The sequence below is a fragment of the Roseateles oligotrophus genome, assembly GCF_025717515.1.
Classification (GTDB): Bacteria; Pseudomonadota; Gammaproteobacteria; order Burkholderiales; family Burkholderiaceae_C; genus Paucibacter_A; species Paucibacter_A oligotrophus.
The window spans coordinates 215,007-229,719 of sequence record NZ_JAJIRN010000004.1; the positions used below are offsets into that span (position 1 = coordinate 215,007).

Here is a 14,713-nt window from a genome sequence, read left to right on the forward strand (position 1 = left end):
GGCAGTGGTCGAGTTGAGCTACCGATCAAAGGTCTTGTCATAGGCAGATTCATGAAGGGATCGGGGCGATCAATTTCTGATCTGTTCGGCTTGAACTTGCTTGCGGCTCAAAGAACCCGCAGTACCTCAAACTGCTGTCGGATTGCTGCGACCTGTATCGACACCTCATCACCCTCGCATTTGCCCAGCATGGCCCTGCCCAACGGGGCTTCGGTGCTGATGACCTGAACGAGCTGAGCGCCGTTGAGCAACTTCATGCTGCCTCCATCCGGGCCGAGAAAGAGCTGTTGCTGCTTGTCGTCGGCATCGACCAGGCAGACCAGCGCCCCGAGCCGTATACCTTTGCTGGCGTCGTAGGGGCAAGGGTGAAATTGGCGCCATTTGACTATGGCCTGGCGGATGGCTTCGGCGCGCCGAGCTTGGCCGGTGGCCAGGTAGGCGGCTTCGAGCCCCAATGTGTCGTACTTGTTTTCGGCGATGTTTTCTTCGTGAGTCGCCGTTTCATGGGCGGCCCGCGCTGCCTGTTCGGCTTGCAGCAGGTCTTCGGCAAGCCGTTCCAGCACCCACTGCTGCAGCAAGAATTTATCCATGATGAAAGGTAGGCGTCTCAAACAAGCGGGGGGCAGGTCTTGATTATGAAGGGCCCCGCCAGCTTTCGACGCCTCTGGCGGCTGCAGGTTAACTCCAGCAATGGGCACGCAGTTGCCACGGAGTCATTGCCTCCGAAATGCCCTGGCCTGCGCCAGGCCGACAGTTCGGACAAGCGCCGCGTAGCTGACATTCGATTCGCCAACCGTTTTGTTCGTTGGCGGCCTACTGGCGATGTTGCAGCCTCACGGTCCAGGCCAGTTCCTTTCATTCGAGTGCGCAAAGTGGCGGCGACAGGGTGCCCGAAGCGGTCAATTGCCTTCATTTGGTACGCTCACAAACCGGCCATGAATCGTCATAGATAGATAGATAGATAGATAGATAGATAGATAGATAGGTTGGCGGTGAACACCGTGAACCCCAACATCGCCGTAGCCATGAGAACGGTTGGTGGCACGCGGCGGTGTTGGAGGCCTCGGGCTGACTCCAATGACCTACCGGGCCGATCACCCAAACGGGCTCATTCAAATGTCGGCGCGGTGGCTAAACCTTGGTTCGGCGCCAACACAGGATGCTCGCCGCTGCTGCGGCACTGAGCGAGCGGGACCGCAAGGGTTAGGGCACTTTAACAACCTTGAAAAATAGCTCTTGACTTCAAGTTAACTTGAACTTACATCATGGCCGCATGCCAAAGAAAACTTTCATGCCCATGCGAGAACCACCCGGAACCCAGGCGCCTCAAGACCGGGCGGCCAAAGCGGTGATTGATGCCCACCAGGCTTTGCATCCTTCGATGCGCTGCGCACCACAGGTGCGTGCACCCTCCTTACATCCCCCGCAGGCTTCAGCTGGCGCCTCCTACTTTGCGCAACTATCACCAGCCATGCGGGCTAACTCCTGACTCGAACTGCCATGAATCTGCCGATTGATTACCTTGCTGTACATGAAACGCCCTCAGTTCAGACCTACCAGGCGCTGCGCCTAGGGTCTGGACTCAGCGGCAAGACCGACGAAGCCGCCGAACGCGGTCTTCCCAACACGCTTTTTGCTGTGCAGATTTTCCATGGGGCACAGCCGGTCGGCATGGGCAGGGTAATCGGCGACGGGGGCTGCTTCTTTCAGGTCGTAGATATCGCAGTATTGAAGCAACATCAGGGGCGCGGCCTGGGCAAACTCATCATGACCGAGATCCGGAAATACATCGAAACCCAGGTCCCCTTGAGCGGCTATGTCAGCCTGATTGCGGATGGCCGGGCGCAAGAACTGTATGCCCAATTTGGCTTCGTCAACACGGCGCCGCGCTCTGTAGGCATGGCCTACAGGCGACCCAAGCTCGATGAGGCGAATGCCGGTGCGTAAATCGCCGCCGGCGCTGCCGCTGACGCAGGCCAGCAGCCCTTCTCCCCCAGGCACTCAGCCTGCACGTAACCCGCTTTCCATAAACATCAACGCCATGCGCGCGAAAGTCCAAACCATGTCCGAGGAATACCTGGAACATGTCAACGTCACGGTCAAAAATTTAGATGCCACGGCCGAATTCCTGCTTGCCGCCATGCCCAATTGGCGCATTCGCGCGCGCTCAAAGATGAACTGGTTCGGGAACGAAGTTGACTGGCTACATATTGGCACGCCGAGCAGCTACATCGCCCTGCAAAGTGGCGGGGAAGGCGATGGCCTCAATTGGAAGGAATCACAGGTCGGCGTCAAACACATCGGTTTGGTCGTGCCCTCACTCAGCGCAGTCATCGAGCGCCTAGCGGCCGCGGGCTACCAGGTGGACCACCTGGGCGCTTCACACCCGCACCGCAAGAGTGCTTACTTCATTGAAGCCGACAGCCTGCAGTTTGAATTCATCGAATACCTATCCACCGTGACAGAGGAGCGCAATGACTACTCGCGATGAAACACCTCGCTTGGAGCTAGGAGTCTGCGCGGCAGAAGGCGGCGATAGCGAGAATCGACCCCAGCCAGGACAGTTGGTGCCGGATTTGCAGCCCCATAGCCCGGCTATGGGGCAAAAAGACGGTGCCGAATGGACGGCTGCGGTCGGTTCGCAGCCGCCGATCCTTCTGCCGCGCAGACTCCTAGCGTCAAAGTGCAATGACTGGGTATGCCCAGATGGGCGACAGCAACGGGCACCCTGCCGCCGTTTGGCGCTCACCCATTTTTTGCTGACCGGTGCCGCGACGACTGGCCAGCGCGAATCGGATTGATCGGCCAATTAGACCCATCAAGCGCTTCTCGAAGGCAGCACAGTGCGGATGAGCGGCAGTCTGCCGAGGCTAGCCTGGCATAACGCGAACTTCATGCGCCTCGGGCCAGCACCGGCCGCAAGGCCACCCCCGTGTGCGAGCCCGCTGCCACCACCGCTTCGGGCGTCCCCTCCACCACCACCCCGCCACCGGCCGTGCCGCCGTCAGGGCCCAGGTCGATGACCCAGTCGGCTTCGGCGATCACGTCGAGGTCATGCTCGATCACGACGACCGAATGCCCGCCCGCCACCAGCCGGTGCAGCACGCGGATCAGGCGCTCGACATCGGCCATATGCAGGCCCACCGTCGGCTCGTCCAAGACGTAGAGCGTGTGCGGTGCCTTCTGGCCGCGCCGCCCGACCTCGTCACGCACCTTGACCAACTCGCTGACCAGCTTCATCCGCTGCGCCTCGCCGCCGGACAGCGTCGGCGACGGTTGACCCAGGGTCAGATAACCCAGACCCACGTCTTGCATCAACTTGAGCGGATGGCCAATCGCCGGCATCGCGGCGAAGAAGGGCGCGGCCTCATCGACCTCCATCGCCAACACATCGCCAATGCTCTTGCCCCGCCAGCTAACGCCCAAGGTCTCCGGGTTGAAGCGCTGGCCGTGGCATTGGTCGCAAAGCACTTTGACATCGGGCAAAAAGCTCATCTCGATGGTGCGCATGCCCTGACCCTCGCAGCCGGGGCAGCGACCTTCGCCGGTATTGAAGCTGAAGCGATTCGCTGCGTAGCCGCGCGCGCGGCTCTCCAAGGTGTCGGCAAAGAGCTTGCGGATCGCGTCCCAGAAGCCGATGTAAGTCGCAGGGCAGCTGCGCGGCGTCTTGCCGATCGGCGTCTGATCAACTTCCAAGACCCGGTCGACCAACTCATGACCCTCAATGCCGGCGCAACCGATCCAATGTGCCGGTGCCTTGCGCAACGGCACGGCCTGCGCCATGTTCGCCAGCAACACATCGCGGGCCAGGGTCGACTTGCCCGAGCCCGACACGCCGGTCACCGCGACCAGGCGGTGCAGCGGCACATCCAGCGTCACATGCTGCAGATTGTGCAGCGTCGCATCCAGCACGCGCAAGCGCGGCGCATCGGCCAGCATCTCGCGGCGCGGCTGCAAAGGGTGGATCAGCGGCTTGGACAGAAAGCGCCCGGTGACGGAGTCCGGCTGCAACGCCAGATCGGCCGCCGACCCTTGAGCCACCACATGACCGCCGCGCTTGCCGGCGCCGGGGCCGATGTCGATGATGTGGTCGGCGCGGCGTATCGTGTCCTCGTCATGTTCGACCACGACCAGCGTGTTGCCCAGATCGCTCAAGCGCCCGAGCGCCTTCAACAGAATCTGGTTATCTCGCGGGTGCAGGCCAATCGTCGGCTCATCCAAGACATAGCAAACGCCTTGCAGGTTGGAGCCTAACTGCGCGGCCAGGCGGATGCGCTGCGCCTCGCCGCCCGACAGCGTCGGTGCGGCGCGGTCCAGCGTCAGATAGCCGAGGCCAACTTCTTCAAGAAACTCCAGCCGACCCTTGATCTCGCTGACCACATCCCGTGCGATCTCGGCGTCACGCCCCAACAGCGTCAAACCATCGACCCAGATGCGCGCGTCCTTGACGCTCCAGGACGCCACCGTGCTGATGGCCTGCTCCTCAAAGGTCACCGCCCGCGCCGAGGGGTTGAGCCGCGCACCGTGGCATTCGCCGCAGGGCTGGTCGGCCAGGCCTTCGATCTCGACCTCTTGGCCGGCAAAGCTCTGCTCGCGGCCGCCCTTGTCGTCCTGAATGGAATCATCCAGCGCCTTGCGCTGCTCACGCGTCAAGGCCAGACCCGTGCCCACGCAGCCCGTGCACCAGCCATGCTTGCTGTTGTAGCTGAACATGCGCGGATCCAGCTCCGCATAGCTGGTGCCGCAGGTCGGGCAGGCGCGCTTGGTGCTGAAGACCTTGACCGTGCCAATACCCAGCGTCGAATGCGCCTCGGCGATTGCCTTGTGCAGGCCGTCCAGCGGCGTCAGCAGATGCAGCACGCCCTTGCCCAGGTCCAGCGCCTTGGCCAAGATCTCGCGCAGCTCGGCTTCCTTGTCGGCCGAGATGACAAGATCACCAACCGGCAACTCCAGCGTGTGTTCCTTGAAGCGATCCAGGCGCGGCCAGGGCGCGGTGGCGATGAACTCGCCGTCCACGCGCAGATGCGTGTAGCCGCGCGTCTTCGCCCATTTGGCCAGGTCGGTGTAGAGACCCTTGCGATTCATCACCAGCGGCGCCAAGAGGCCGACATGCTGACCCTTGTGATCGCGCAGCAGTTGCGCCGCAATCGACTCGACGCTTTGCGGCCGCACCGGCGTGCCGTCATGCATGCAATGCTGGACGCCTAACTTCACATACAGCAGGCGCAGAAAATGCCAGACCTCGGTGGTGGTGGCCACCGTGCTCTTGCGCCCGCCGCGGCTAAGGCGCTGCTCGATGGCGACCGTCGGCGGAATGCCCCAGACCGCATCGACCTCGGGCCGGCCGGCCGGCTGCACGATGGAGCGCGCATAGGCATTCAACGACTCCAGATAGCGGCGCTGCCCCTCGTTGAACAGAATGTCGAAGGCCAGCGTTGACTTGCCCGAGCCCGACACGCCGGTGATCACATTGAATTTGCCGCGCGGTATCGACACATTGACCGACTGCAGATTGTGCTCACGCGCATTGACGATCTGGATCGCCTCCTCACCCTTGGCGCGGGCGCGGCGGGCTCGAATCAAGCTCTGCAGCGGCATGCCCTCTTCGACCTTGTGCTCGATGGCGACCGCCGGCCTGTCCATATGGGCCGAGTACTCGCGCAGCGCCAGCGCGGTATGCGATGTAAGGTGCTCCTTGACCTGCTCGGGCGTGCCGACGCAGACCAGCTCACCGCCGCCCTCGCCGCCCTCGGGGCCGAGGTCGATCAGCCAATCGGCCGCGCGGATCACGTCGAGGTTGTGCTCGATCAGGATCAGCGAATGGCCGATGGTCAGCAACTTGCGCATCGCCCGCATCAGCTTGGCGATGTCATCAAAGTGCAAGCCGGTGGTCGGCTCGTCGAACATGAAGAGCGTGCCTTTTTTGGCCAGCGCCTGGCGCGGCTTGCTGGCCGCTTCGGCCAAGAAGCCGGCCAGCTTCAGCCGCTGCGCCTCGCCGCCCGACAGCGTCGGCACCGGCTGGCCCAGCTTCACATATTCCAGCCCCACATCGACGATGGGCTGCAGCTTGGCGAGCACTTCGCGGTCGCTGCTGAACAGGCGCACCGCTTCGCTAACGGTCAATTCAAGCACGTCGGCCACACTCATGCTGCGCTCGGCTCTTTCGAGCTTAACGTCCAGCATCTCGGCCCGGTAGCGCCGGCCATCGCAATCGGGGCAGCGCAGATAGACGTCGGACAAGAACTGCATCTCGACATGCTCGAAGCCCGAGCCGCCGCAGGTCGCGCAACGGCCGTCGCCGGCATTGAAGCTGAACATGCCGGCCGTATAGCTGCGCTCGGCCGACATCGGCGCGGCCGCAAACAGCTTGCGCAGCTCGTCAAACGCGCCGACATAGGAGGCCGGATTCGAGCGCGCGGTCTTGCCGATCGGCGACTGGTCAACGAACACCGCATCGGCCAACCAGTCGGCGCCGAGCAGGGACTCATGCTGGCCCGGTGTCTCGGTCTGCTGGCCAAAATGGCGCGCCAAGGCCGGATACAGAACGTCTTGCATCAGCGTGCTCTTGCCCGAGCCGGACACGCCGGTCACGACCACCATGCGCTGCAGCGGGAACTCGATGGTCAGATTGCGCAGATTGTGCTCACGCACGCCTTCAATGATCAACTTGGGCGTGCTGGCTTCGACCGGGCGCTTCACCCCCATGCCGACCAGCTTGCGCGCGCCCATATAGGCGCCGGTCAAGGTGTCGGCGGCACGGATGCTCTCGGGCGTACCGTCGAAAACGATCTGACCGCCGCGCTCACCCGGCCCCGGCCCCATATCGATCAGACGGTCGGCCGCCAGCATCACCGCCGGGTCATGCTCGACGACGACCAAGGTGTTGCCGGCGTCGCGCAGGCGCTGCATCGCCTGCACGATGCGGCCCATATCGCGCGGGTGCAGGCCGATGCTGGGCTCGTCCAGCACAAACAGGGTGTTGACCAGCGAGGTGCCGAGCGCCGTCGTCAGGTTGATGCGCTGCACCTCGCCGCCGCTGAGCGTGCGGCTCTGGCGGTCCAGCGTCAAATACCCGATGCCGACATCGCAGAGGTATTTGAGCCGGTTGCGGATCTCCTCCAGCAGCAGCTTCAGCGCGTCATCCAAGAGCGTGCTGGGCAGCTGCAACTGATCGAGGAAGCTGCGCAGCCGGTGGATAGGCAGCTGCATCAGGTCGTGCAGGGCCAGTCCCGGCAAGGCCTCCAGTTGTTCGCGGGTCCAGTCCACGCCTTTGGGCATCAAGCGCTTTGTCGGCGGCAACAGAGAGTCGGCCAGTTCCTTGCTGCCAACGCGCCAGAGCAGCGATTCGGTCTTCAGCCGTGCGCCGTCGCAAGTGCCGCAGGTGGTGTAGCTGCGGTACTTGGACAAGAGCACACGGATATGCATCTTGTAGGCCTTGCTCTCCAGATACTCGAAGAAGCGCTTGACGCCGTACCACTGCTTGCTCCAGTTGCCGGTCCAGTTCGGCGAGCCGTTGATGACCCAGTCTTGTTGCGCCGACGAGAGCTGATTCCAGGAGGTGTCGCGCGGGATGCCGGCGTCGGCGGCGTACTTGAGCAGGTCGTCCTGGCTGTCTTTCCAGGCCGGCGTCGACAGCGTCTTGATCGCGCCATTGCGCAGCGTCTTCTTGCCGTCCGGGATCACCAGGCCTAGGTCAACCCCGATCACTCGCCCGAAGCCCCGGCAGGTCTCGCAAGCACCCATCGCCGAGTTGAAGGAGAACAGCGGCGGCTGCGGCTCCTGATAGCGCAGATCACTTTCCGGGCAATGCAGGCCGGTGGAGTAACGCCAAAGTTCGGCGTCTACACCTTCTTCTGCCGGCAGCACATACACATTCATACGCCCGCTGCCGCGCTTCAGGCACAACTCGATCGCCTCCATCGCCCGCTGCTTGTCGGTGCCTTGCAAACGGAACCTGTCCGCCACCACGTCGAGCAGCTTGCGCGGGCCCGTGATGGAGGCCACCTCACGCTCGGCCTGCACCTTGGTGAAACCGCTGGCCGACAGCCACTGCGTGACCTCGTCCGAGCTGGTCGTTGCCGGCAACTCGACCGGAAAGGTCAAGACGATTCTTGGATCCAAAATGCGCGTACGTTCAAGCAGCTCCAGATAGACCGTCTGCGCCGTGTCATGACGCACCGGCTGCGCGGTTTTCTTGTCGAACAGCTCGGCCGCGCGGGCAAACAGCAGCTTGAGGTGATCGTTCAGCTCGGTCATCGTGCCGACCGTGGAGCGTGAGGTGCGCACCGGGTTGGTCTGGTCGATCGCGATCGCCGGCGGCACGCCGTCGACCCGGTCGACCGCCGGTCTGTCCATACGGTCGAGGAACTGGCGCGCATAGGCCGAGAAGGTCTCGACATAGCGGCGCTGCCCCTCGGCATAAAGGGTGTCAAAGACCAGACTGGATTTGCCCGAGCCGCTGGGGCCGGTGACGACGGTCAACTCCCCCGTGTGCAGATCCAGATCGAGGTTCTTCAGATTGTGTTGACGGGCGCCGCGGATGCGGATGGTGCCTTCTGACATGGGGTGTTGCCTGCTGCTGCGCTGGGAGCGGACATTCTAGGAAGCCTTGTCGCCCAAACCTGTCAGTAGGCCCTTGATGCGCAAGAAATACTCGCGCCCGGGCAAGTTCAAAGTCGATTGACAAGGATGCAGGCGGGTCAAGCCCCCGATTTCGGGGGGGGCAGGCCTCGGACGCAGATGTCCGAAACGTCCCATTGCGAGACAGTCATTCCAAGGCAACAATGCCGACCAGCGCCAAGTCAGTTCAAAATTCAAGGCCCGGCATTGGGCATCAGAGAACCAGGCGCCACAAAGAGCGCCAAAGGCAAGCAGCCTGCACAGAGAGGGAGGGAGGGAAGATGGAAACAATCAGTTTCAAGAGCGCCGTCGCGGCCAACTGGTTGCGCATGTCCGCTCGGAATTCAGGCGATGCCACCGCCCCGGACAGCGACAGCGATAGCGCCAAGCTGCTCGCGAATATGGAGCCGCCGGTGGTGCTGCTGGTTGAAGACAATCAAATCAACCAAGTGGTGGCACTGGAGTTCCTGGCCGTGATGGGCCTGCGCACTCGCCTCGCCAAAAACGGCCTCGAAGCCTTGGCTGCCGCCCAAGCCAGCCCGCCAGATCTGGTTTTGATGGACATTCAAATGCCCGGTATGGACGGGCTCGAATGCACCCGCCAACTGCGTGAGTTGCAGCGTGCTGGCAAATTGCCGGCCTTCCCCATTTTGGCCTTGACGGCTCATGCGCTGGAAAGCGATATCGCCGCCAGCATGGCCGCCGGCATGGACGAGCACCTGACCAAGCCGCTGGACTTTGCCGCCTTGCGCAGTCGCCTGGGCCGCTGGCTAGCGCTGCCCGGTCTTAAATCCTGACGCGCCGGCGCCACGGGTGAATATTCACAGCTGGCAATTGCGGGCCAGATCAAGCCCTTTTTCAGCCTCTCACCGCTTGGTCCTGAACACCGCAACCGTGTCATTCAGGCCCTGCGCCTGTTGTTTCAAGGACTCGGCCGCGGCCGCGGTTTCTTCGACCAGCGCGGCGTTCTGCTGCGTCATGCTGTCCAGCTGCGTGACCGCCTGATTGATCTGCGCAATACCGTCGGACTGCCCGGCGCTGGCCTGGCTGATCTCGTTGACGGTGGTGGTGACGCGCTGCACCGCACCGAGGATTTCATCCATTGACGCACCGGCCCGGCTGACTTGGCTGGTGCCGGCATTGACGCGCTCGACCGAGTCCATGATCAGCGTCTTGATCTCCTTGGCCGCCTCGGCCGAACGGCCCGCCAGGCTGCGCACCTCGCTGGCCACGACCGCAAAGCCGCGCCCTTGCTCGCCGGCGCGGGCCGCCTCCACGGCGGCATTCAAGGCCAGGATATTGGTCTGGAAAGCCACGCCGTCGATGACGGAAATGATGTCCGAAATCTTGCGGCTGGCGACCGAGATGCCTTCCATCGTGCCGACCACCTCGCTCATCACCGCCGCGCCGTCGCGGGCGCGATCGGCGGCCGTGTCGGCCAATTGATTGGTTTGGCGTGCGGCTTGCGCCGTGTGCTTGACCTGCTCCGTCAGCCCCTGCATTGAGGCGGCCGTCTCCTGCAGGCTCGACGCCGCCTGCTCGGTGCGCATGGACAGATCCTGACTGCCCAACGCCACCTCGCTGGACGCATGACCGATGGAATCGGTAGCGCCGCGAATCGCCAGCACCAACTCGCTCAGGCGCTCCTGCATGGCCACCACCTGCTCCATCACCAGGCCGATTTCGTCCCGTTGACCGACCTCGATATTGGCGCGCAGATCACCATCGGCGACCGACTGCATCACGCCCTGCATGGCGGCCAAGCGACGGCGCAAATTGCGCACAAAGACCTCCACCGCAAACATGGCCAGCGCGCCCACCAGAATGACCGCCACCAGGCCAAAACGCGCATCGCCACTGGCAATCGCTTCGACATCGTCGATATAAACACCCGAACCCAACACCCAACCCCAAGGGGAAAAACCCATCACGAAGGAACGCTTGGGCACCGGATCGGTGGAGCCTGGCTTGGCCCAGAGATAGTCGACATAGCCTGAACCGCTGGCCTTGACGACCTGCACAAACTCAACGAACAAGGCCTTGCCCTTGGGGTCTTTATTGCCGGTCAGGTCCTTGCCATCAAGCTCCGGCTTGATCGGATGCATGACCATGCGCGGGCCCATGTCATTGATCCAGATGTACTCGCTGCCCGAGTAGCGGATCTTGCCGATTTCAGCGGCGGCGGCTGCTTTGGCATCCGCCTCGCTCATCGCCCCCGACTTGGCCTTGTCGTGGAAGCCGCTGGCGATCTTCTCCGCGCGTTTGACCTGCTCCACCGTGGTCACCATCTTGACCGCCATCAAACTGGCGGCTTCTCTTTGCCCCAACCACAGAATCAACAGCACAAAGCCCGCCACGGCCGCCATAACTGCCACGCGCAAACGCGTCGCCAACATCATCTTTGACATGCCAGTCTCCAGGTTATTGTGTCCGCTTGATGACGCGGATCGATAGTTGAGTCAATCCGTCTGACTATGCCGGACGAATGGCGGGCCTGGCAAGGCGGGCAAGCGGCGATAACTGGGGAGAACAACGGTCGTCTCTTCCGAACAACCGGCCGCCCCGATTCAAGACCGGCTCAGCGGCTTCAGGAGTTCGGCCAAGTCGCTTTCGGTAAACAAGGGCTGTTTGCGCCCGGTGGAGCCGCTATACATGCTGTCGGCCAGCGCGGCCTTGCGCTCCTGCAAGGCCAGGATGCGCTCTTCAATCGTGCCCTGCGCGACCAGCTTGTAGACAAACACCGTGTGCGTCTGGCCAATCCGGTGGGCGCGGTCGGTGGCCTGATTTTCGACCGCTGGATTCCACCAGGGGTCGTAATGGATCACGGTGTCGGCCTGCGGCAGGTTCAGGCCCACGCCGCCGGCCTTCAAGCTGATTAAAAACACCGGCACCGCGCCGCTGGTGAACTGCTCGATCAAGGCCTCGCGATTTTGGCTTTGGCCGGTCAGCTTGACCCAAGCGATATCGAATTTCTTCAGCTCGGCCTCGATCAGCGTCAGCATGCTGGTGAACTGCGAGAACAGCAGAATGCGCCGCCCCTCGGCCACCATCTCCGGCAGCAGCGTCATCAGCTGCTCCAGCTTGGCCGAAGTCTTGACCTTTTGCGCCGCCGCCAGCTTCAGCAAACGCGGATCGCAGCAAACCTGACGCAGCTTCAGCAACGCATCCAGGATGGTGATCTGCGACTTGGCCAGGCCCTTGGCCGACAGCGCCTCACGCACCGTCTTCTCCATGCCCAAGCGAATTGTTTCGTACAGATCAGCCTGCTTGCCCTCCAGCTCCACGCGTTCGATCGTTTCAACCTTGGGCGGCAACTCGGTCGCCACCAAGGCCTTGGTCCGGCGCAGCATGAAGGGCGTGATGCGGGCGCGCAGTTGCTGCAGGCGCTCGCTATCGCCTTGTTTTTCAATCGGCGTGCGGAACAGCTCGCCGAAGCGCTTTTGGCTACCCAGAAAACCCGGCATCAGAAAGTGGAACAGGCTCCAGATTTCGCCCAGATGGTTCTCCATCGGCGTGCCCGACAGGCAGAGCCGGTGGCGGGTCTGCAGCTGACCCACTACCTGAGCGGCATGGGTGCTGGCGTTCTTGATGTTCTGCGCCTCATCCAGCACGACCAGATGCCACTGCGCCTCCAGCCAGCGTTGCTTGTCGCGCTGCAAGAGCGAGTAGGGCGCGATCACGATGTCGTGCTCGGCCATGCTGCCTGCCACCTCGTGGCGATCTTTGCCGTGGATCACCAGGCAGCGCAAATCGGGGCAAAAGCGCTCGCTCTCGCGCCGCCAATTGCCCATCAGGCTGACCGGCGCAATGATCAGCGCCGGCCGCGTCAGCCGGCCGGCGTCTTTCTCGATCTGGATATGGCTCAGGGTCTGCAGCGTCTTGCCCAGCCCCATATCGTCGGCCAAGATGCCCGCCAGACCATGCTCACGCAAGAATTGCAACCAGTTCAGGCCCTGGCGTTGGTAAGGGCGCAGGCTGGCCCGCACCGTCGCCGGCACGGCCACCTCGGGCAATTCGGCGCGCCCACTCAGGCGCTGCACCAACTCGCGCAAAGATCCCAGGCCAGCCCAGACCGCGCCCTCGCCCAGGCCAGCGACGGTGCGCAAGGCGTCCAGTCGGGAAATCTTCAAGCTCTCGCCACCGAAGTCGCCGACCAACTCCAGCAGCGCCGCCAGCCAAGGCTTGAGCGCCTCGGTGGGCAGGCGGATGAAGCCGGTTTGCGGCGGCGGCCGGGGCAGGTAGACATGGGCCGGGATGTCCGGCGCACCGGTCACGGGGTCAAGCGGGCTGCCCGCCAAGGCCGCAATCAACGCCGGCAGCATGGGCAGAATATTGTGGCGTGCGCCGTCAATCTCCATGCCCAGCGACAAATCAAACCAGGGCGAGGTGGCAGCGGCCTGCTCTTCGTCATCCGGCTCGCCGCCCGAGGGTCGCATCTGCACATCGAGGCCTTCGGCACGCGAAATCCAGTCGTTCAGACGCTCGTCCAGAGTGAGCTCAAAGCCGGCCTCGCGCAGCGGCGCGAAGTCGGCCTCGGCCCAGTCCAGCCAAGGCTGCTGAGACTGCCTGCCGTCTAGGCCATAACTGCCAAGTTCGATGGCAGAGGGTCCCAAACCCAGCTGGCGCAGAGCGGCGAAGGCCGCATTCTCGGCCATCAAATCGCGCGGCATGCGTAGGCGTTTCCCCTGCACCTCGACCAAGGCCGTGGCAGCCTGCCCATGCCAATTGCCTCGCTGCCCGGCGTAGTCGAACTGCAAATTGGCCACCAGCAGGCCACCCGTCGCGAGCTCGCTTTCCGCCACCGGACGCAAATGCAGATGGGCCGTGGGTCTGACGCTGGGCAGGGTCTCGATCACCCCCAAAACCGGCGGCAAGGGCACGGCGCCTAGCCATTGCGTCAAGGCTTCCTGGTGCTTTTTCAAGGCCTCGGCCTGCAGGGCAGGCGCCTTGAGCAGCGCCGCCACCTGGGCCGCGCTCAGCCCCTGCGTCAAGACTTCGCCACATTGACGTCGGATCGGGTCGAAGTACAGCATCGGCTTGTTCAAGCAAAGCTGAGCGGCTTCGCTGTTCGCAAACTTCGGCCGCAAGGCCCAAGCGCTGTGCCCCAGCTTGGCATCGCTGATCTCATGCCAGGCCCAGCCCAGCTCCATCGGCTCGCCCCATTGGATCGCCGCTGCGGCCAATCCATCGTTGCCGAGCAAACGCCCGGTGCCGGCAGCTTTTTCCAGCATCAGCAGACCGAGTTTCCCCTCCGGCTTGGCCTTGCATTGGTAGCCATAGCTGGAGTAATAGGTGTTGGCAGTGGGCGGCATCGCGCGCATCAATTGCAGCAACTCAAGATCGGTCTCACTCGCTTGCTCAAAGGCGGGCAAGCCCTGTTCGGGCGGGTACTTCAAGCTCTTGGGCTTGGCCCAAGCGCCATTGGTCTTGATGTAGGAGGTTTGCAGCTCCACTTGCAATACCGGGCCGGGGCTGTGCAGCTCGATCTGATACAAGAATTGCTCGACCCGCTCGACCGCCGGCTGTTTGTAGTAGTAGCGTGCCAAGCCGCGCATCGGCTGGGCCTCGGGCGCGCCCTTGGCACTGTGTTCAAGCTCGATCAACCAGCGCATGAGCTGCGCTTCGGCCTCAAGCCTGGCCCGTTCTTGCACACGCGCCAGCTCCGCCTGGCGTGCCGCTTCCAGCTCTTGCGGCGTCATGGCCGCGGCCGCCGGCCTGGCCGACTCGCCCAATAAGCGCAGTCCTTGGTAGCCCGCCTTGATCATCAAGGCGACGCCATGTTTGCACTGCGAACCCACCGGGCAACTGCAATCGCTGAGCCACTCGAGCAAAGCCCCCCGGGGGCCGAGCCGGACATCAATCCCCAGTTCATAGGGCAAGCGCTGGCTGCCTTGCACCTCGCCACTGACCTGCCACCAGCCGCCCTTGAGCGGTGCTATCTGCAGACTCAAGACCTTTTGAGTGCGGTACAGCGACAAACCCCGCGCATAGCTGGCGCCATCGCAGCCACTCGCCAAATCGCTCAGTTTGAACCAAAGACTGGCGGCAAAGGAATCGGTCGACATCAAAATACTCGCTCAACGGTCGCGCAACA

General features: G+C 63.0%; 7 protein-coding genes. 3 read left to right on the plus strand and 4 right to left on the minus strand.

The genetic code is table 11. From position 1 onward, the window contains the following. Positions 1-107: 107 nt before the first annotated feature. Positions 108-590, minus strand: coding sequence for a GreA/GreB family elongation factor (locus LNV07_RS10075; RefSeq protein WP_263571033.1), 483 nt, complete (start codon positions 588-590; stop codon positions 108-110). 910 nt (positions 591-1,500) lie between these two features. On the opposite strand from LNV07_RS10075, the gene LNV07_RS10080 reads away from it, so the two are divergent. Both LNV07_RS10080 and LNV07_RS10085 read left to right on the plus strand, forming a co-directional pair. Further along, positions 1,501-1,947: a GNAT family N-acetyltransferase gene (locus tag LNV07_RS10080; protein ID WP_263571034.1), complete on the plus strand. Its 447-nt coding sequence runs from the start codon at positions 1,501-1,503 to the stop codon at positions 1,945-1,947. Between the two features lie 94 nt (positions 1,948-2,041). Continuing rightward, a complete protein-coding gene (locus tag LNV07_RS10085) occupies positions 2,042-2,491 on the plus strand; it encodes a VOC family protein (RefSeq protein WP_263571035.1) in 450 nt (149 codons plus the stop codon). Positions 2,492-2,892: 401 nt separating this feature from the next. Here LNV07_RS10085 and uvrA read toward each other — a convergent pair whose 3' ends face one another. Continuing rightward, positions 2,893-8,562: an excinuclease ABC subunit UvrA gene (uvrA, locus tag LNV07_RS10090; RefSeq protein WP_263571036.1), complete on the minus strand. Its 5,670-nt coding sequence runs from the start codon at positions 8,560-8,562 to the stop codon at positions 2,893-2,895. A 338-nt stretch (positions 8,563-8,900) separates the two neighbouring features. On the opposite strand from uvrA, the gene LNV07_RS10095 reads away from it, so the two are divergent. Continuing rightward, on the plus strand, positions 8,901-9,416 hold the full coding sequence (locus tag LNV07_RS10095) for a response regulator (protein ID WP_263571037.1): 516 nt from the start codon (positions 8,901-8,903) through the stop codon (positions 9,414-9,416). A gap of 69 nt (positions 9,417-9,485) precedes the next feature. Here the strand turns inward: LNV07_RS10095 and LNV07_RS25445 are convergent, their stop codons facing one another. Together LNV07_RS25445 and LNV07_RS10110 are read right to left on the minus strand one after the other, a co-directional pair. After that, entirely contained in the window at positions 9,486-11,027 is a 1,542-nt protein-coding gene (locus LNV07_RS25445; protein ID WP_318013711.1) for a methyl-accepting chemotaxis protein, read from the minus strand. 159 nt (positions 11,028-11,186) lie between these two features. Further along, positions 11,187-14,684: a DEAD/DEAH box helicase gene (locus LNV07_RS10110; protein ID WP_263571038.1), complete on the minus strand. Its 3,498-nt coding sequence runs from the start codon at positions 14,682-14,684 to the stop codon at positions 11,187-11,189. Positions 14,685-14,713 lie beyond the last annotated feature (29 nt).